15 protein-coding genes are annotated in these 17,576 nt (G+C 76.5%); 6 read left to right on the forward strand and 9 right to left on the reverse strand.

What is annotated here, in order from left to right:
* The first annotated feature begins 27 nt into the window (after nucleotides 1-27).
* A complete protein-coding gene (locus K7G61_RS26690) occupies nucleotides 28-825 on the forward strand; it encodes a hypothetical protein (RefSeq protein WP_225849542.1) in 798 nt (265 codons plus the stop codon).
* Nucleotides 826-1,053: 228 nt separating this feature from the next.
* Nucleotides 1,054-1,638 carry a hypothetical protein gene (locus K7G61_RS26695; protein WP_225849577.1) on the forward strand — a complete coding sequence of 195 codons (585 nt, stop codon included), beginning with the start codon at nucleotides 1,054-1,056 and terminating at the stop codon, nucleotides 1,636-1,638.
* On the opposite strand, the gene K7G61_RS26700 is transcribed toward K7G61_RS26695, so the two are convergent.
* From K7G61_RS26700 to K7G61_RS26730, 7 genes are all read right to left on the reverse strand, one after another.
* The gene (locus K7G61_RS26700) at nucleotides 1,635-2,573 is read right to left on the reverse strand and encodes an ECF transporter S component (protein ID WP_374204242.1); all 939 of its coding nucleotides are present in this window, start codon (nucleotides 2,571-2,573) and stop codon (nucleotides 1,635-1,637) included. The genes K7G61_RS26695 and K7G61_RS26700 overlap by 4 nt on opposite strands.
* Nucleotides 2,570-4,192 carry an ABC transporter ATP-binding protein gene (locus K7G61_RS26705; RefSeq protein ID WP_225849543.1) on the reverse strand — a complete coding sequence of 541 codons (1,623 nt, stop codon included), beginning with the start codon at nucleotides 4,190-4,192 and terminating at the stop codon, nucleotides 2,570-2,572. The genes K7G61_RS26700 and K7G61_RS26705 overlap by 4 nt, the downstream gene beginning before the upstream one ends.
* Nucleotides 4,189-5,316, reverse strand: a complete 1,128-nt coding sequence (locus K7G61_RS26710) for an energy-coupling factor transporter transmembrane protein EcfT (protein WP_225849544.1) — start codon at nucleotides 5,314-5,316, stop codon at nucleotides 4,189-4,191. The genes K7G61_RS26705 and K7G61_RS26710 overlap by 4 nt, the downstream gene beginning before the upstream one ends.
* Nucleotides 5,289-6,017, reverse strand: a complete 729-nt coding sequence (locus K7G61_RS26715; protein ID WP_225849545.1) for an SCO2322 family protein — start codon at nucleotides 6,015-6,017, stop codon at nucleotides 5,289-5,291. Before K7G61_RS26715 ends, K7G61_RS26710 begins: the two co-directional genes overlap by 28 nt.
* 62 nt (nucleotides 6,018-6,079) lie before the next feature.
* The gene (locus K7G61_RS26720) at nucleotides 6,080-7,312 is read right to left on the reverse strand and encodes a prenyltransferase/squalene oxidase repeat-containing protein (protein ID WP_225849546.1); all 1,233 of its coding nucleotides are present in this window, start codon (nucleotides 7,310-7,312) and stop codon (nucleotides 6,080-6,082) included.
* A 201-nt stretch (nucleotides 7,313-7,513) separates the two neighbouring features.
* Nucleotides 7,514-7,717 carry a DUF397 domain-containing protein gene (locus K7G61_RS26725; protein WP_225849547.1) on the reverse strand — a complete coding sequence of 68 codons (204 nt, stop codon included), beginning with the start codon at nucleotides 7,715-7,717 and terminating at the stop codon, nucleotides 7,514-7,516.
* Between the two features lie 10 nt (nucleotides 7,718-7,727).
* The gene (locus K7G61_RS26730) at nucleotides 7,728-8,582 is read right to left on the reverse strand and encodes a helix-turn-helix transcriptional regulator (protein ID WP_225849548.1); all 855 of its coding nucleotides are present in this window, start codon (nucleotides 8,580-8,582) and stop codon (nucleotides 7,728-7,730) included.
* A 376-nt stretch (nucleotides 8,583-8,958) separates the two neighbouring features.
* Here K7G61_RS26730 and lanKC point away from each other — a divergent pair, with 376 nt between their 5' ends.
* From lanKC to K7G61_RS26750, 4 genes are all read left to right on the forward strand, one after another.
* Nucleotides 8,959-11,673, forward strand: a complete 2,715-nt coding sequence (gene lanKC / locus K7G61_RS26735; protein WP_225849549.1) for a class III lanthionine synthetase LanKC — start codon at nucleotides 8,959-8,961, stop codon at nucleotides 11,671-11,673.
* 63 nt (nucleotides 11,674-11,736) lie between these two features.
* Nucleotides 11,737-11,856, forward strand: a complete 120-nt coding sequence (locus K7G61_RS26740) for a SapB/AmfS family lanthipeptide (protein ID WP_225849550.1) — start codon at nucleotides 11,737-11,739, stop codon at nucleotides 11,854-11,856.
* A 70-nt stretch (nucleotides 11,857-11,926) separates the two neighbouring features.
* The gene (locus tag K7G61_RS26745; RefSeq protein ID WP_225849551.1) at nucleotides 11,927-13,864 is read left to right on the forward strand and encodes an ABC transporter ATP-binding protein; all 1,938 of its coding nucleotides are present in this window, start codon (nucleotides 11,927-11,929) and stop codon (nucleotides 13,862-13,864) included.
* Nucleotides 13,861-15,945, forward strand: a complete 2,085-nt coding sequence (locus K7G61_RS26750; protein WP_374204243.1) for an ATP-binding cassette domain-containing protein — start codon at nucleotides 13,861-13,863, stop codon at nucleotides 15,943-15,945. The genes K7G61_RS26745 and K7G61_RS26750 overlap by 4 nt, the downstream gene beginning before the upstream one ends.
* Here the strand turns inward: K7G61_RS26750 and K7G61_RS37055 are convergent.
* Both K7G61_RS37055 and K7G61_RS26760 read right to left on the reverse strand, forming a co-directional pair.
* Nucleotides 15,914-16,285 (reverse strand): response regulator transcription factor, encoded by a 372-nt coding sequence (locus K7G61_RS37055; protein WP_308190711.1) that lies wholly within the window; start codon nucleotides 16,283-16,285, stop codon nucleotides 15,914-15,916. The genes K7G61_RS26750 and K7G61_RS37055 overlap by 32 nt on opposite strands.
* Before the next feature lie 614 nt (nucleotides 16,286-16,899).
* Nucleotides 16,900-17,541 carry a TetR family transcriptional regulator gene (locus K7G61_RS26760; RefSeq protein ID WP_225849553.1) on the reverse strand — a complete coding sequence of 214 codons (642 nt, stop codon included), beginning with the start codon at nucleotides 17,539-17,541 and terminating at the stop codon, nucleotides 16,900-16,902.
* Between the last annotated feature and the right edge of the window lie 35 nt (nucleotides 17,542-17,576).

Here is a 17,576-nt window from a genome sequence, read left to right on the forward strand (position 1 = left end):
AGAGCGGGGAGAGACGGGAGGCACGTGATGTCCACAGGAGCGGTGATCGCCGTCGTCGTCGTGGCGGCCGTCGTGGTGTGCGCCATAGCCGCGGCGATGGCCATGATGCGCGGCGGCGGCAGCACGATGGGGGTCAAGCGGCGGTTCGGCCCGGAATACGAGCGGGCACTGGCACGCAACGACGGCGACGTGAAGGCGACGCGGCGGGAACTGAGCGAACGGGTCAAGCGGTTCGGCGGGCTCCGGCGCGAGCCGCTGTCCGCGCAGGACCGCGACCGGTACATGACGAGCTGGGCGGGAGTGCAGACCCGGTTCGTGGACGAGCCGGCGGCGGCCGTCAACGAGGCGGACCGGCTGCTGGCCGGGCTCGCGGCCGAACGCGGCTTCCCCGGCGCCGACTCGCCCGACCACTTCAACGCCCTTTCCGTGCACCACCCGCACGAGATCCAGGGCTACCGGCACGCCCACGCGCTGGCCGAGCACGGCCCGGTCGGACGGCAGGCGACGGAGGAGCTGCGGCAGGCGCTGCTGGGCGCGCGCGCCCTGTTCGACGTGCTCGTCGAGGACGTGAGCCCCGAACCGGTCCCCGCGGCCGGGACGACCGCGCCCGTCACCGCGGGCGCGGCGGCGGCACCCTCCCTGGAGAAGGGCCCCGAGGCGGACGGGACGCGGGGCGCGGACCCGGCGGGCACGGCCGACCCCGACGCGGCCGACAGGGAGGAAGCGCTCGCCGGCGGACCCGGCCGCCGCGGCGGCCCCCTCGCCCAGCGGTTCGCCGGCCTGACCGGCGGCCGGCGCGGCGGCCACGGCGGCGACCAGGCCTGACGCACCGCCACACCACGACCGCGCACACCCTTTCGGGCACTTCGCGGACTTCGCGGAATCCAAAGAACCGGGGACCACAGGTCGGGCGCTCCGGGGAGGCGACGGCATCCCTTCCCGGAGCGCCTTCCCCGACCCGTACGCACACGCACGCGCATAGGCATACGTACACGCGGCACGCGCACCCGCGGCCCGCCGCCGGCAGCCCCAGGACCCAGAAAGACGAGGACGATGACCGCACAGCAGGAACGCGAGCAACAGCGGGCGGTCCGCGAGGACCAGGACCGGCCGGAGGCCGAGGCCGGGGCGGCCCCCGCCCGCGCGCCGGAGTCCGGCAACCCGACGCCCGGCCTCCTCCGTGAGCCCGGCGCCCCCGCGCCCGGCGTCCCGGAGCCCGGCGTCCCGGAGCCCGCAGAGCCCGGCGCCGGAAGCGCGCCCGTACCCCCGTCCGAAACACCCGCGTCCGAATCACCCGCGTCCGAAGCACCCGCGACAGCTCCGGCCTCCGCCGCCGGGGCTCCGCCCGGGCCCCCGGCCGGGCAGGAGACGGACCCCGTCGCCGAGATGGACCGGCTCGGGCGGCGCATGGACCGGGCCGTCGGCGGCTTCGTGGACGATCCGCGGCGCGCCGTGAAGGACGCGGACGCCGTACTGGAGGAGACGGTCGAACGTCTGGCGCGGCTGCTCGCCGAGCGCCGCCGGGAACTGCGCGAGAGCTGGAACACGCGGGACGGCGAGGCGGCCGGCACGGAGGAGCTGCGGATCGCGCTGACCCGGTACCGGGACATGACCCGGCACCTGCTCACCGTCGCTTAGGACCCGCCGGACCCGTCGGGCCCGCCGGACGGCCCGGCGGCCGGCGGGTCGAAGGACGCGGCGGCGGTGAACGCCGCTCGGCGGGTGGCCCGGCGCAAGGCGCGCAGCACGGGGGGCCCGAGGGCGAAGGAGAGGACGGCGGTCAGGGCGGCGCGGGGCAGGTCCCAGCCGAGCGACGTCGTCAGGCAGTAGGTGGCGAACCGGGCCAGGTTCGTGCCCAGGGAGGCGTGCGGGTCGTAGGAGATGTCCGAGGCGAGCCCGGCGATGTAGGGCCAGCCCTGGAGGTTCATCACGGTGCCGTACGCGACCGCGGACACCGCCCCGTACCCGGCGAGCAGGGCGAGTTCGGCCCGGCCGCGCAGGCGATGGGCGCCCGGCAGCAGCCCGGCGCCCATCGCCACCCAGCCCATGGCGAGCATCTGGTACGGCAGCCACGGACCGACCCCGCCGGTCAGCAGCGCCGAGGCGAACATCGTCAGCGAGCCCAGCGTGAACCCGAAGCCGGGCCCGAGCACCCGCCCCGACAGCACCATCAGGAAGAACATCGGCTCGATCCCGGCCGTCCCCGCGCCCAGCGGCCGCAGGGCGGCCCCGGCCGCCGCCAGCATCCCCAGCATCGCCACGGCCTTGGCGTCCATGCCGGTGTCCGCGATCGTGGCGATCACCACGGCCACCAGCAGCGGCAGCAGCGCCGTGAACAGCCAGGGCGCGTCGGCGCTGTGCGCGGCCACGGCGGAGCCGTGCGCGGCCAGCAGCGGCCAGCAGAAGGCGGCGGCGCCCACCGCGGACACGAGCGCGAGCACGGCCGCGGACCGTACGCCCAGGCGCACCGGACGCACCTGGGCGTCGAGCCGGGTCCGCGCGGCCCTCGCGGCAAGGGGCGCGGGTGGCGCGGCCGCCCGGCCCCCGGCCGCCGGCCCGGGCGCCGCGGTCACGGCGCCGCCTCCAGGGCGCGGGCGACCTGGCCGACCGTCAGCCAGGGAGCCGGGGCGAGGATCTTCGCGACCTGGGGCGCGAACGCGGGGGAGGAGACGACCACCTCGGCGGCCGGGCCGTCGGCGACGATCTCGCCGTCGGCCAGGACGACGACGCGGTGCGCCAGATCCGCGGCAAGTTCCACGTCGTGCGTGGCCAGGACGATCGCGTGCCCCGCCGCGGCGAGCGCCCGCAGGTGGGCGACCAGGCGGGACTTTGCGGCGTAGTCGAGGCCGCGGGTCGGCTCGTCCAGCAGCAGCACCGGGGGCTCGGCGGTGAGGACCACGGCCAGGGCGAGGGCCAGGCGCTGGCCCTCGGACAGGTCGCGCGGGTGGGCGTCGTCCGGAACGCCGGGCAGCAGCTCCGCGACAAGGGCGCGGCAGCTTCCCGGGGCCGCGGCGGCGTCGCGGTCGGCGGCGGCGCACTCGGCGGCGACCGTGTCCGCGTACAGCAGGTCGCGCGGCTCCTGGGGGACGAGGCCGACGCGGCGCACCAGCTCGGCGGGCCGGGTGCGGTGCGGGACAGCGCCGCCGACGTCCACCGTGCCCGAGGCGGGGGTGTGCAGGCCCACCAGGGTGGACAGCAGGGTGGACTTCCCGGCGCCGTTGCGGCCCATGAGCGCCACCGTCTCGCCCGCCCGCACCTCCAGGCCGACACCGCGCAGCACCTCGCGCCGGCCGCGCCGCACCGCCAGCCCCCTGACCTGTACGAGGGGTGTGCCGGGAACGGGTCCGGCCGCGGCCGCCCCGGCGTCAGGTGCCGCGCCGGCCAGGCGTTCCCGCAGGGGCGCGGCCCGGCGGCGGGCGTCCCGTACCGACAGGGGAAGCGGCGACCAGCCCGCCAGCCGGCCCAGCGCGACCACCGGCGGCTGGACCGGCGAGACGGCCATGACGTCGGCGGGCGGGCCGGCCAGCGCGGGCGCGCCGGGGGAGGGGAGCAGCACGACCTGGTCGGCGTACTGCACCACGCGCTCCAGGCGGTGCTCGGCCATCAGCACGGTCGTGCCGAGGTCGTGCACCAGCCGCTGCAGGACCGCCAGCACCTCCTCGGCCGCGCCCGGGTCCAGCGCCGAGGTCGGCTCGTCCAGGACCAGGACCGAGGGGTGGACGGTCAGGACGGAGCCGATCGCGACCCGCTGCCGCTGGCCGCCGGACAACGTGGCGATCGGCCGGTCCCGCAGGTCGGCCAGGCCCAGCAGGTCCAGGGTCTCCTCGACGCGGCGGCGCATCGTCTCGGCCGGCAGCCCCAGCGACTCCATGCCGTAGGCGAGTTCGTCCTCGACGATGTCGGTGACGAAGTGGGACAGCGGGTCCTGGCCGACCGTCCCGACGACGTCGGCGAGTTCCCGCGGCTTGTGGGTACGGGTGTCGCGCCCGGCCACCGTCACCCTGCCGGACAGCCGGCCGCCGGTGAAGTGGGGTACGAGGCCGCTGACGGCGTTCAGCAGGGTGGACTTGCCGACCCCGGACGGGCCGACCAGCAGGCACAGTTCGCCCTCCGGGACGGTGAGGTCGATGCCGCGCACGGCGGGCGCGGCGGCGCCCTCGTAGGTCACCGTGACGTCCTCGAACCGGATCACGGGCGCGCCTCCTTCGCGGGGGCCGGGGCCACGAACGCCGGGAGCAGGCCCACCAGGACGGACAGCGCGGGCCACAGCGGCAGGGTGGGGGCGGTCAGCGGGTACGCGGGCGGGTCGAGCGGGCCGGGCGCGTACCGGGAGGCGGCGATCATCGCCGCCGCGACCGCGACGCCCGAGCCGGCCACCAGCCAGGCGCGCGGCCCCCACGGGTCGGGGCGGTACCGGGTGCGGACCGAACGGCGGCCGCCCAGGCGCAGCCCGGCCAGCGCGCAGGCCAGGCCGGCCAGCAGCACCCACAGGCCGTAGCCGGAACCGGCGGCGGACAGCAGCCCGTACGTCCCGGCGCACACGCCCATCAGGCCGCCGAGGGTGAGCGCCGCCGTCGCGCGCCGCACGCGGACCGGGACGTGGGCCGTGCGCCCGTATCCGCGCGCGTCCATGGCGGCGGCCAGCGCGACGGAACGTTCCAGCGCGCCTTCCAGCACCGGCAGGCCCACCTGGAGCAGGGCGCGCACGCCGCGGTCGTCGCGGCCGCGCAGGCGGCGGGCGGCGCGCAGCCGTGAGACGTCGGCGACCAGGTGCGGGGCGAAGGTCATGGCGACGACGACGGCGACACCGGCCTCGTACAGCGCCCCGGGCAGCGACTTGAGCAGGCGGGCCGGGTTGGCCAGCGCGTTCGCCGCGCCGACGCAGACCAGCAGCGCGGCGAGCTTCATCCCGTCCCGCAACGCGAACACCAGCCCCTCCGCGGTCACCCGGCCGCCCAGCCGCACCCCTTGCGCCCAGTGCGGCAGCGGCACTTCGGGCAGCGTCATCACCACATGGGTACCCGGCACGGGCGAGCCCAGCAGCACCGCGAAGAACAGCCTGATGGCGAGCACCGCGAGCCCCAGCCGCAGGAAGGCGCCGTAGGAGCGGGCCCACGGCGCGTCGGTGCGACGCGCGGCCACGACGTACCCGGCGACCGCCACCACCAGGGCGAGCAGGAGGGGGTCGGTGGTGCGCGAGGCGGCCGTGGCCAGGCCCAGCGCCCACAGCCACCAGGCGCCCGCGTGCAGGGCGTTGGCCCGGTCGGCGCGGGGCGCCCCCCGGAGCGTCACGAGCGGCGGCGGCGGGCCTGCCATACGGCGGCTCCGCCGAGCAGGAGCACGGCGCCGCCCCCCGCGTACAGGCCCAGGGCGGGGCCGTCGCCATGGTGCCCGGACGCGCGACCCGCCGACGGCGCACCGGCACCGGCACCGTCGCCGGAGCCTTTGCCGGAGCCGCCGTTCGGGCCCTTGCCCGACCCGCCGCCCGACCCGCCGGCGGCGTCACCGTTCGACCCGCCGTCCGACCCGCCCTTCGCCGACACCTGCTCGCCGCAGCCGGCCGCCGGGTAGCCGTCGATGGCGCACAGGATGCCGGAAGAGTCGTAGCGCAGGGGCTTGGCCACGGCCGCCAAGGCGTCGGCGGAGCTGGCGTCCTCGGGCACCCGGGCGCAGGCGGTACGCGGGCCCCGCGCGGGTGTCTCGCCGGCGGGCGCGTCGGCGTCCGTACCGGCGTCGATGACGAGGGCGACGCGTTTGCGGCCGGGGGCCGGCGGCGTGTGGGCGCACACGGTGGCGAAGGCGGGCGTCTCGCGCGGCCGGGTGGCCTTGTCGGCCGCGTCCCGGCTCACCGCGAACCGCCACCCCTCCACGTCCCCGTCATGGGGTGTGTGGAAGGCGGGCCCGGTCTGCGCGTACGTCCAGGCGCCGTCCGCACCGAGCAGCCAGTACGACCAGTACCGGTAGCCGGTGGCCCGGGCGGGGGCCGCAGCCAAGGTGACGAGGACAAGCGCGGCCATTGCCGCGAGTACCGCCGCCGGAAGGGCGCGGACGGTACGGGTGACGCGGGCGGGCCGGCGCATCAGCCGCGTCGCCTGCGGGCGCTGAGGAGGATGCCGACGCCGACGCTCGCGACGAAGGCGACGCCGACGATCACCCAGGTGCCGACGGCCGAGCCGCCGTGCTTGGCGGAGTGGTGAGCCGACGCGGACGCCGGCGCCGGCGAGGAGTCCGCCGCCTTGGCGGGGGCCGGGCCGAGGTTCGTGAGCTGCCGCACCCAGTCGGCGCCGGCGGCGTCGCGCGGGTCGGCGCCCACCGCGTGGGCGGCGAGGATCAACTGGGACAGCGCCGCGGGGTTGGCGTGCGCCCATGCGGTCGCGTGGCCGGTGAGCCAGGTGTACGTGGCCTTGGCGGTGCTGAGGTCGCCGGTCGCGGCAAGGGCGGCGACCGCGTCCGCCGTCGTGCTGTAGTCGGGGGTCGGCGTGGTGGCGCCGGGGGTGACCGCCGTCAGGTGGCCGCCGCCCTTGGTGAGCAGGCCGGCGAGATATGCGGCGCCCGCCTGGCCGCTCGCCTTGGGGGCGAGCGCGGCATAGGCGTCCTTGCCGCCCGCGCACCCGGGTGCGGCCGGCCGGGTGTCCGCCGCGGGCGGGCTCACCAGGAATCCGGCGCCCTGGGCGCCGCGCACGGCGTCCACCGTCGCCTTGGCGTTCACCGAGAGCTTGCCGTTGATCGGGTAGCCGAACGACCCCCGGTCGGCCACCTTGGCCGAGCAGCCGAACTGGAAGCCGCGCAGGGCGTCGTAGGGGCTCTTGCCCGAGGCCGAGGTGCGCGTGGCCGGATCGGTTCCCACCGCCTTCAGGGCGCCGATCACCACGGCCGTGGAGTCCGGGTCCGAGGGGGTGTGGGGGTTGTACGGCCAGCCGCCGTCCGCGTTCTGCACCGACGCCAGCCAGGTGGTCGCCTTGGTGACCGCGGCCGTGTGGCCGCCGAGCGCGGCCAGCGCCTGGACGGCGAGGCCGGTGGCGTTGGTGTCCTCGGCCTTGGCCACGCAGGGCGTCGCCGTGGCGGCGCGGAACGAGGGGAACCCGCCGTCCGCGCACTGCTGTCCGGTGAGCCAGCCGACGGCCGCGGGGGAGGGGGTCACCCCCGCGGTGTGCAGGGCGAGCAGGGCGTAGCTCTGCCGCCAGACGCCGTCGTAGGTCGGGTCGGCCGCGCCGTACAGCCCCGCGGGCGGCGTGGCGGCAGCCGCGGCGAGGGGCGTCAGCAAGGTGGCTGCCGCGAGGGTGAGGACGGCGGCGGCACGGCGCAGGGACATGAGGTGTCGGCCTTTCGGGGTGCGTGGGAGCCCCTCACCCTAACCCGCGGCGCCCGACCCCCTCCGACCCGCCCCGGCGCCACCGGCCGCCCCCGACCAGGCGGCGGCGTCCGGCCCGTCCTCGCCCCGGCGGCCGGTGCGCCGCGCCACCGGCAGCCGGTCCGCCCCCGCGTCGGCGGCCGGTGCGCCGCGGCCCGGCGCTCACTTCCCCGGCGGTCCCCCTTTCACCGCACCCTGCCGGATGACCTGGAGGAAGACCGCCAGGTTCCTGCGTGTCGTGCGCAGCACCACACCCGGGTTGTCGCTCTCCCGGAGCAGGACCGCGCCCCCGTGTGCGGCCAGTTCGACGCAGTCGCCCTGCTCCTGCGAGTACGTGGACTTCTGCCAGATCAGGGGCACGGTCATGGGCGGCCTTTCAGAGGTCTCGGGAAATGGCGTGGATGAAATCTCGGGACCGCGGGCGGTCGAGGGCGACGGCGGCGAGCGTGTCGTACAGCACCCGGTAGTTGGCCAGTTGCGGGGCCGAGTGCAGGAAGGTGACGCCGTGCGCCGAGTCGATCTGGACGGTGTCGAGCTGGCGGACCGGCCCGCTCGCGTAGAGCATCGCGTGGCCGGATCCGATGTGGCCGTCCGCGGCGAACGGGATGACCCGCACGCTTATGTGCGGCAGATGACTCAGCTCCTGGAGGTGTTCGAGCTGCGCCCTGGCCACCTTGCTGCCGCCGAAGCGCATGCGCAGCGCGGCCTCGTGGACCAGCGCCTCGTACGGCGGCGCGGCCTCCCGGTACAGCACGCCGGAGCGCTCCAGCCGGTGCGCCACCCTCGCCTCCAGTTCGTTGTCCGGCAGCGGCGGGATGGCGTAGCCGAAGACCGTACGGGTGTAGTCCTCGGTCTGGAACACGCCCGGGATGTGCGTGATCTGGATGCTGCGCAGGTGAACCGCGTGGTGCTCCAGCTCGGCGACGTCGAGCAGCGCGGCGGGGACCACTCCGCGGTAGGTCTCCCACCAGCCCTTGCGGCCCTGGCTGTTGGCCATGGCGACGAGCGCGTCGATGAGCGCGGTGTCGCCGCACTCGTAGAACGCGGCGAGCCGCCGTAACCGCTCCTCGCTCACGCCCAGCCGGCCGGCCTCGATATGACTGACCTTGGCCGGGTCGGTGCCGAGCAGGCGGGCGGTGTCGCGAGCGGTGATGCCGGCCGCTTCCCGCATCTTCCGCAGCTCCGCACCGAGGCGCTCCTGGCGGGCGGTTGCGGTGCTTCTGAGCGGCATGGTGTCCCTTCTTGATGCTGGTTCAAAAGTGTGCCGTTCCGCCCTCTCGGGGTCCAGATCGTTTCTGGAAATTTCGGCGACAACGTTGCAGAGGGGCATTATTGCCCCAAACCGCCGTCGCGCCGCCACCCGGGTCGTGCGTACGGGACCAGTCAACTCCCTTGTCGGGCAGTCATGTTGCACCGGGTGGACCATTGCCCGTGGTCCCGGGCCGGCCCGGCCCCGGGGGCCGTGCGGCGCGCCCGGCTGGAACCGTGCGTTCCGCATGCCCATGAGATGACATCGGTGACTTCTCCCGCCGCCGGCGGCGTGGAAATCTTTGTCCGTCGCCGGCTCTGGATTCCTCCCGGGCCGAAGGCTCGTGGGGAAGGGTTCGATGGACAATCGCTACGAGGTTTTCTGTATCGCGGACCGGTATTTCTACGAGAGCCTCGACCGGCTCCCCGCCGAGGTGCCCGCGGCCCTGACGAGCGGCGGCGCGATGACGCTCTTCGAGACCGCGCAGCGCGAGATCCCGGCCGGCTGGCGCAGCACGCGCCACGGCGACTGGCTGCACATCGACCCGCCCGAGACGGCCGGCGGCCACCCGCCGCAGGGCTGGAAGATCCACGTCTCGGCCGCCCTGGACAACGCCGACAAAGTCGCCGCGAAGGTGTGGGACTACTGCGTCCCGCGGCTCGTCCCGTTCAAATTCGTGCCCGGCCCGCAGTTGCTGCACCTGCGGAATTCCAAATACGCCGGCCGCGACACCAGCGGGAAATTCGTCACCGTCTATCCGGCGGACGAGGACCAGTTGCGGACGGTCCTGGAGGAACTGGACGACCTGCTCGCCGGCGAGCACGGACCGTACATCCTCACCGACCTGCGCTGGCGCGAAGGACCGCTCTACGTGCGCTACGGCGCCTTCGCCCGGCGGTACTGCGTCGGCGAGCGCGGCACCCTCGTACCGGCCGTCGAGAACGCCGAGGGCGTGCTCGTCCCCGACGACCGGTCGCCCGCCTTCCGCGTGCCGCAGTGGGTGACGCTGCCCGAATTCCTGCGGCCGCACCTGGAGGCGCGCAACGCCACCACCGTCGCCGACCTGCCGTACCGCATCGAGTCGGCGCTGCACTTCTCCAACGGCGGCGGGGTCTACCAGGGGACCGACACGCGCACCGGCGCGAAAGTGGTGCTCAAGGAGGGCCGCCCGCACGCCGGGCTGGCCGCCGACGGCGCCGACGCGGTGGCGCGGCTGGAACGCGAACGCGACGCCCTGCTGCGGCTGTCCGGGCTCGGCGTCGCCCCCGAGGTGCGCGACTGGTTCACCGTGGGCGACCACCGCTTCCTGGTGATGGACTTCCTCGACGGCAAGCCGCTCAACTCCTTCTTCGCCCACCGCCACCCGCTGCTCACCCCCGAGCCGGACCCGGACGCGGTCGCCGCGTACACCGACTGGGCGCTGCGCATCCACGCGGGCGTCGAACGCGCCGTCGCCGCCGTCCACTCGCGCGGCATCGTCTTCAACGACCTGCACATGTTCAACATCATGGTCGGCCCCGACGACGAGTCCGTCGCGCTGCTCGACTTCGAGGCGGCCGCGCCCGCCTCCGACCGCGGCCGCCAGTCCGTCGCCCACCCCGGCTTCGTGGCCCCGCCCGACCGCCGCGGCACCGACGTCGACCGGTACGCCCTGGCCTGCCTGCGGCTGGCCCTGTTCCTGCCGGTCACCACCCTCCTCGCCGTCGACCGCGGCAAGGCGGCCCACCTCGCGGAGGTGATCGCCGCCGAGTTCCCGGTGCCGCGCGCCTTCCTGGACGAGGCGGTGGCCGAGATCACCCGGGACGAGCCCGCCGGCTCCCCCGAGCCCGCCGACGGCGCGCCCGCCCTCATCACCGCCACCCCCGCGCCCGGCCGCGGCACGCGCCGTCCGCCCGCCGACCCCGCGGACTGGCCCGCCGCCCGGGAGTCCATGGCCGACGCGATCCTCGCCTCGGCCACCCCGGACCGCGAGGACCGGCTGTTCCCCGGGGACATCGCCCAGTTCGCGGACGGCGGCGGCCTCGGCCTCGCCAACGGCGCCGCCGGCGTCCTCTACGCCTTCGCCGAGAGCGGCCTGCCACGGTACGAGCGGGGCGAGCGGTGGCTGCTGGACCGGCTGGCCCCGCCGCCGAACGGCATCGCGCTCGGGCTGTACGACGGGGTGGCCGGCATCGCGTACGTCCTGGACCGGCTCGGCCACACCGAGCGGGCCCTGGAACTGACGCGCACGCTGCTCGGCGAGAACTGGCAGCGGCTGTCCTCCGACCTGCACGGCGGGCTCGCCGGCATCGGGCTGGTGCTGGACCACCTGGCCCGCACCACCGGGGAGGCCGACCTGCGCGAGCGCGCGCTCGAAGCCGCCGGCATCGTCGCCGGACGCCTGGCCGCCCTCGCCGACGCGCCGACGCCGGCTCCCGCCAGGAACGCCCCGCCCCGCCGGGCCGGCCTGCTGCGCGGCGCCACCGGCCCCGCCCTGCTCTTCCTGCGGCTGTACGAGCACACCGGCGCGCCCGCCCTGCTCGACCACGCCGCCCGGGCCCTGGGGCTCGACCTCGACATGTGCGTGACCGCGGAGAACGGCGCGCTGGAGGTCGACGAGGGCTGGCGGACCATGCCGTACCTCGGCGACGGCGGGGTGGGCATCGGCATGGTCCTGGACGACTACCTCGGCCTGGCCGGCCGCGGCGACGCGGGCGACCCCGCCGCGGCCGGCCGCTTCCAGGAGGTCCGCGGCGCGGTGGTCCGCGCGGCCACCTCGCGGCTGTACGCGCAACCCGCCCTGTTCGCCGGCCGGGCCGGCATGGTGCTGCACCTGGCCAGGACCACCGCCCCGGTACCGGACGGCGCCCTGGCCGCGCAGATCGGCGCCCTCGGCTGGTACGGCATGGACTACCGCGGGCACCTCGCCTTCCCCGGCCACCAGATGATGCGCCTGTCCATGGACCTGGCCACCGGCACGGCCGGCTGCCTGCTGGCCGTCGCCGCCGCGAACGGCGCCGGCGACGGCGGGCACACCGCCCGCCTGCCCTTCCTGCCGCCCCTCGCCCCCATGGCGGGCGCGGGCGGCTCCTGAACCCGGCCCCGGTCCCGTGCCGCCGGCCGTGCACCACCAACCGTCTAGTGAAAGGACACTGTCATGGCCCTTCTCGACCTGCAGAACCTGGAGCCCGCCGACCGTCACAACGGCGGCGACGGCGACAGCTCCCTGAGCCTGCTGAGCTGCGTCAGCTCGCTCAGCACGCTCGTCTGCCTCTGACCTTTCCGGTCATCCCGGGTGCGGCCGACGGGCCGCACCCGGGTCTTTCCGCTCCACCAGGAGGTCGCGCATGGCCGGCCAACCGCCCTCGGGCGACCGGATCCTGCTGGACGCGGCGCGCCGGGCCTGGGCGCGGGTCACCGCGCTCGTCCTGCTGGGCGCGGCCCAGACCGGGCTGACGCTCCTTCTGCCCTACGTCCTCGGCCACGCCCTGGACCTGCTGCTGCGCGGCCGGTCCGGCGGTGCGTGGGTGGGCGCGTGCGCGGCCGTGGTCACCGGGCAGTTCGCGCTGGGCGCCGCCGCCGACGTCCTCGCCGCCACCACCACCGCGAGAACCGCGGCGGGCCTGCGGCGGACGGTCGTCCGGCACGTCCTGGCCGCGGGCGAGCCCGCCGCCGCGACCGGCGCCGGCGACCTGGTCAGCCGCATGGTCGGCAACGCCGCCGACGCCGCCTGCGGACCCACCGCCGCCGCCGCGCTGCCCGCCACCGTCGCGGGCCCGCTCGGCGGCATCGTCGCGCTCGGCCTGACCGACCCCTGGCTCGCGGCCGCCTTCCTCGTGGGCGCGCCGCCGATGGCCCTGCTCGTACGGCGGTTCGCGCGCGTGTCCTCCGACAGCGTCATCCGCTACCAGGACGCCCAGGGCCGGATCGCCGCCCGCCTGGTCGAGGCGCTCGGCGGCGCGCGCACGATCGCCGCCGCCCGCACCGAGGAGCGGGAGACCGCCCGGGTGCTCGCGCCGCTGCCCGAACTCAGCGCCCAGGGCTTCCGCATGTGGCACGTCCAGGGCCGCGCGACCGCGCAGGCCGCCGTCCTCGTACCGCTCCTGCAGATCCTCGTCCTCGCCGTCGGCGGCTGGCGCGTCACCCAGGGCGCGATGAGCGTCGGCGGCCTCCTCGCCGCCACCCGTTACGCCGCCTTGGCCACCGGTATCGGCCTGGCGGTCGGCCAGCTCAGCGCGCTGGTACGGGCCCGGGCGGCGGCCCGCAGGCTCGCCGCGGTGCTCGCGGTGCCCGTGATGCCCTACGGCGACGGCCGGCTGCCGGCGCGGGAGGGGGCGGGCGCGAGTGAGCCGGTGGCACCGGACGCGGCTGCGGCACCCGATGGGTACGCGGCACCGGACGCGGCTGCGGCACCCGATGGGTACGCGGCACCGGACGCGGCTGAGGCACCGCACGGGTCCGCCGTACGAGGTCGGCCGGCGGCATGGAGCGGGCCGGCCGGGCCGGCCGGGCAGGCCGGGCAGGTGGGGGACGGGACGCTGGAGCTGCGGGGGGTGACCGCGCGGCGCGGAGGCGCGGTCGTCCTGGACCGGCTCGACCTGACCGTACCGGGCGGCGCCTGCGTCGCCGTCGTCGGGCGGTCGGGCGCCGGGAAGTCCGTCCTGGCCGCGATCGCCGGGCGGCTGGCCGACCCCGACGAGGGGACGGTCCTGCTCGACGGACGTCCCCTGACCGCCCTCGGCAAGGCGGAGCTGCGGGACGCCGTCGCGTACGCCTTCGCCCGGCCCGTCCTCCTCGGCGACACCCTCGCCGAGGCCATCGCCTTCGGCCGCGGGCCGCTGCCCCCCGCCCGGGTCCGGGCCGCCGCGCGCGCCGCCCGTGCCGACGAGTTCGTCTCGCTGCTGCCGCGCGGGTACGGGACCCCGCCCGCCCGCGCTCCCCTGTCCGGCGGCGAGGTCCAGCGCCTGGGCCTGGCCCGCGCGTTCGCCCACCACGGCCGCCTGCTGATCCTGGACGACGCCACCTCCAGCCTCGACACGGTCACCGAACACCACGTCGCCCGCGCCCTGCTGAACCCGGCGGGCCGCCGTACCCGTCTCGTCACCACCCACCGCCCGACGACCGCCGCGCGCGCCGACCTGGTCGCCTGGCTGGACGCGGGCCGGCTGCGCGCCCTGGCCCCGCACGCCGACCTGTGGCCGCTGGCGGAGTACCGCGCGCTGTTCGCGGCCCCCGCGGCCGACGACGGCGCCGGGCCGGACGCCGCCGGCGAGGGGGCGGCGTGAACGGGGGGATGCGGGGCTTCCTGCGGGAGCGCCGGGCCGTGCTCGCGGTCCTCGCCGGATGGTCCGTCGTCGAGGCGGGGCAGACCTTCTTCGGCGCCTTCGCGCTGGCCAAGGCGGTCGACCAGGGCTTCCTGCGGGACCGGCCCGCCGTGGGCGCGTGGTGGCTGGCGCTGGCGGCGCTGTGCGTGCCGGTCGGCGCGTTCGGCACGGCCCGCGTCTTCCGGGCCCTGGCCGCGCTGGTGGAGCCGCTGCGGGACCGACTGGTCGAGACGGTGGTACGACGGGGGGTACGGGCCGCCGTGCGCGGCCGCGCCACACCGCACTCGTCCGTGGTCTCGCGGCTGACCCACCAGGTCGAGATCGCCCGCGACGCCTTCGGCGGACTCGTCCTGGTCCTGCGGTCGTTCGCCTTCACCACGGCCGCCGCTCTGGCCGGAATGTGCGCGCTGGCTCCCATGACGCTGCTGATCGTGGTACCGCCGCTGGCGGCGGGCATCGCCCTCTTCGCGGCAGCCCTGCGGCCACTGGCGGCCCGCCAGCACCGCTACCTCGCCGCCGACGAGGCCCTCGCGGCCGAACTGGGCACACTGGCGGGGGGGCTGCGCGACATCAGGGCGTGCGGCGCGGAGGAGGTCATGGCGGAGCGCGCGCGTCAACGCGTCGACGCGGAACTGCGGGCCGAGTGCTCCCTCGCCCGCTGGGGCGTCGCCCGCGCGGCCGCCCCCGCGATCGGCGGCCGGCTCCCCGTGGTCCTGCTCCTGGTGGCCGCCCCTTGGCTGCTGTCCACCCACCGCGTCACCGCCGGCGCCCTCCTGGGCACGCTCACCTACCTCACCCAGTCCCTCCAGCCCGCACTCCAGAACCTCGTCCACACCTTGAGCGCGGCTGGCACCCGGCTGGGCGTGGTACTGGAACGCGTCACGGGTGGCGAGCGGGACGGTGCCGCGGAGGGTGAATCGGAGGGTGAACCGGACGGCGAACCGCCCGCCGCCGAAGCCGCGCCCGAGCCGGCCGCCCCCCGCGGACCGGCCGCCTGGCGGCCCAAGCGGCGCTCCTCCCCGCGGGATGCGGCGGGTGGTGGTTCGGACGGGGAGGCGGCTGCCCGGGACGTGGCCCGTGGCCGTTCGGGCGGGCGGGCCGCCGTGCCCGGGCCGGGGCGGGGGCGCCGGGGGCGCCGCGTGTCCGAGGCGGCGGGTGGTGGTTCGGACGATTGGTCCTCCGAGCCGGACGTGGCCCGTGGCCGTTCGGGCGGGCGGGCCGCCGTGCCCGGGCCGGGGCGGGGGCGCGAGGGGCTTGCGGGGGGTGCCGGGGGCGGTTCGGTGGGGGGGCGGGGGACGGGCACGTACGAGTCGGTGCCGCGGGCTGGGGGCGGGGTCGTGCTGCGGTTCGAGGGAGTCACCTTCGCGTACGGGGCCGGGGCCCGGCCGGTGGTGCGGGCGCTGGACCTGGACGTCGCGGAGGGCGAGCACCTGGCGGTGGTCGGGCCGAGCGGGATCGGCAAGTCGACCGTGGCCGGGCTCGCGGCCGGGCTGCTGCGCCCCGACGCCGGCCGGGTGGTGGTGGCGGGGCGGCCCGCGCTCGTCCCCCAGGAGGCGTACGTATTCGGCGCGACCGTCGGCGACAACCTCCGCTACCTGCGGCCCGGCGCCGACGAGGCCGAGGTGCTGGCAGCCGCCGAAACGGTGGGCGCCGGTCCGCTGGTGGCGGCCCTGGGCGGGCTCGGCGGGCAGGTGGAGCCGGCCGCGCTGTCGGCGGGCGAGCGGCAACTGCTGGCGCTGGCCCGCACGTACCTGTCCCCGGCGCCCTTGGTGCTGCTCGACGAGGCCACCTGCCACCTGGACCCGGCGGCGGAGGCCGTCGCGGAACGGGCGTTCGCCGCCCGGCCGGGCGGCACGCTCGTGGTCGTCGCGCACCGGATCAGCTCGGCGCGGCGGGCGGGGCGGGTCCTCGTGCTGGACGGCACGCACGCCGTGCACGGTACGCACGAGGACCTGCCGACCCGCTCGCCGCTCTACCGCGACCTGGTGGGCGGCTGGTCGGTGGCCGGCCTCACACCCAGCCCGCCACCCGGGAGATCCTGATGGCGTCGACCCGGTTGCGCGCGCCCGTCTTGCGGGTTATGGCGGCGAGGTAGTTGCGCACGGTCCCGTCGCACAGGTGCAGGCTGCGGGCGATCTCGGGAACCGACGCCCCCTCGGCGCTCAGCGAGAGCACGCTCAGCTCCCGTCGGGTCAGCGGCATGTCGGCCGCCTGCAGGAACTCCATGGCGAGCGACTCGTCGACGAACCGTTTCCCCTCCGCCGCCCGGCGCACCGCGGTGGGCAGCCGGTCGGCGGACCGGTCCTTGCTGACGAAGCCCAGCGCCCGCGCCTCGTAGGCCCGCCGCAGGTCGCCGGGCTTTCCGGCGCCGGTCAGCACCACTAACGCGGCGCACGACAGCCCGTGCCCGGCGCCGGCCCCCTCCGCCGGGCCGCCCGTCCCCACCCGCCCGCCCGGCCCCGTATCGCCGCGGGCCGCCCGGCCCCCCGGGCGGCCCCAGTGCCCCCAGCCCCCGTGACCGCCGCCGTCGACCCAGCCGCCCCGCGCGCCCCCTCGCGCGTCCGCGCGCCCCCGGCTCCGAGCCGCGCGCCCGGAAACACGCGGGTCCTCCGGTCTGCTCCAGCCACCGGCGTGCTGCCGCCAGCCGGGACAGTCCGCGTCCGCGACACAGACGTGCGGAAGTGTCCTGCGCCCCGACTCGCCCAACCGGGGCCAGTCCGTCGCCGTCACCTCGAAGTCCGGTTCCTGCTCAAGCAGTGCGACCAGCGCGGAACGCAGCAGGCTCTGCTCGTGGGCCACCAGAACACGTATCACTTGTCCCATCCCCTCGCGTCGACGTCCGCCCCCAAACGCCACCCCCCGGCCAGGCGCCTGTCCTTCCTAACCCGTGGGCATGCCATGCCGAAAGTCCCGCTTTTCGGTCAAGTCGGGGCAGTCGGACAGCGTGAAGGGGCATGGGGGGGCGCGCGTCAGCGCGTGCGCGCTCCCGAAGGGTCTCAGCGCATGCCCGGGCGTTCCGCTTTCTGGCGTAGTTCCGGCAATTCCAGCAGTCGGCACGCCATGCGGATGTCCGCGGTCACCCGGTCCACCGACGAGCGGCCGGCCAGCCAGCTCACCAGGGCCGCGTGCCAGGTGTGCTCGATCACGCGGACCGCCGAGAGCCGCTCGCCGGTCGGGGGGTCGGCGAGCGCCATCGCGTCCAGGATGATCGTGGTGGTCAGCCGGGAGCAGGTGTCCACCTCGGCGCTCACCGAGCGGTCGGCGAAGATCAGCGCGCGGACCATCGCGTCCGCCAGCCGCGGCTCGCGCCGCAGCGCCCGGAAGGCCCGCAGCAGCGTCTCCGCGACGCGTTCGCCGGGGTCCTCGGCGGTCGGCGGCCGGGTGCGCAGCGCCTCGTGCAACTGGCCGAGCTGGTCGCGCATGACGGCGACCAGCAGGTGGATCTTGGACGGGAAGTAGCGGTAGAGGGTGCCGAGCGCCACCTGGGAGGTCTCGGCGACCTCCCGCATCTGGACCGCGTCGAAGCCGCCCCGGCAGGCCAGCGCGGTGCTGGCGGCCAGGATCCGGCGGCGCCTGGCCTCCTGCCGCTCGGTCAGCGGGAGCTGCGACGGGCCGGGGTCCGCGGTCGTGGGTGCCATGGCGTACCGTTCCGTTTCCGTACAGATTCCGTACT

This window comes from Streptomyces sp. HPF1205 (assembly GCF_020400825.1).
GTDB lineage: Bacteria > Actinomycetota > Actinomycetes > Streptomycetales > Streptomycetaceae > Actinacidiphila.

Coding starts and splice junctions, on each gene's coding strand:
- K7G61_RS26690 (WP_225849542.1), top strand. CDS start 28: ATGTCCACAGGAGCGGTGATCGCCGTCGTCGTCGTGGCGGCCGTCGTG.
- K7G61_RS26695 (WP_225849577.1), top strand. CDS start 1,054: ATGACCGCACAGCAGGAACGCGAGCAACAGCGGGCGGTCCGCGAGGAC.
- K7G61_RS26710 (WP_225849544.1), bottom strand. CDS start 5,316: ATGGCAGGCCCGCCGCCGCCGCTCGTGACGCTCCGGGGGGCGCCCCGC.
- K7G61_RS26715 (WP_225849545.1), bottom strand. CDS start 6,017: ATGGCCGCGCTTGTCCTCGTCACCTTGGCTGCGGCCCCCGCCCGGGCC.
- K7G61_RS26720 (WP_225849546.1), bottom strand. CDS start 7,312: ATGTCCCTGCGCCGTGCCGCCGCCGTCCTCACCCTCGCGGCAGCCACC.
- K7G61_RS26725 (WP_225849547.1), bottom strand. CDS start 7,717: ATGACCGTGCCCCTGATCTGGCAGAAGTCCACGTACTCGCAGGAGCAG.
- K7G61_RS26730 (WP_225849548.1), bottom strand. CDS start 8,582: ATGCCGCTCAGAAGCACCGCAACCGCCCGCCAGGAGCGCCTCGGTGCG.
- lanKC (WP_225849549.1), top strand. CDS start 8,959: ATGGACAATCGCTACGAGGTTTTCTGTATCGCGGACCGGTATTTCTAC.
- K7G61_RS26740 (WP_225849550.1), top strand. CDS start 11,737: ATGGCCCTTCTCGACCTGCAGAACCTGGAGCCCGCCGACCGTCACAAC.
- K7G61_RS26745 (WP_225849551.1), top strand. CDS start 11,927: ATGGCCGGCCAACCGCCCTCGGGCGACCGGATCCTGCTGGACGCGGCG.
- K7G61_RS26760 (WP_225849553.1), bottom strand. CDS start 17,541: ATGGCACCCACGACCGCGGACCCCGGCCCGTCGCAGCTCCCGCTGACC.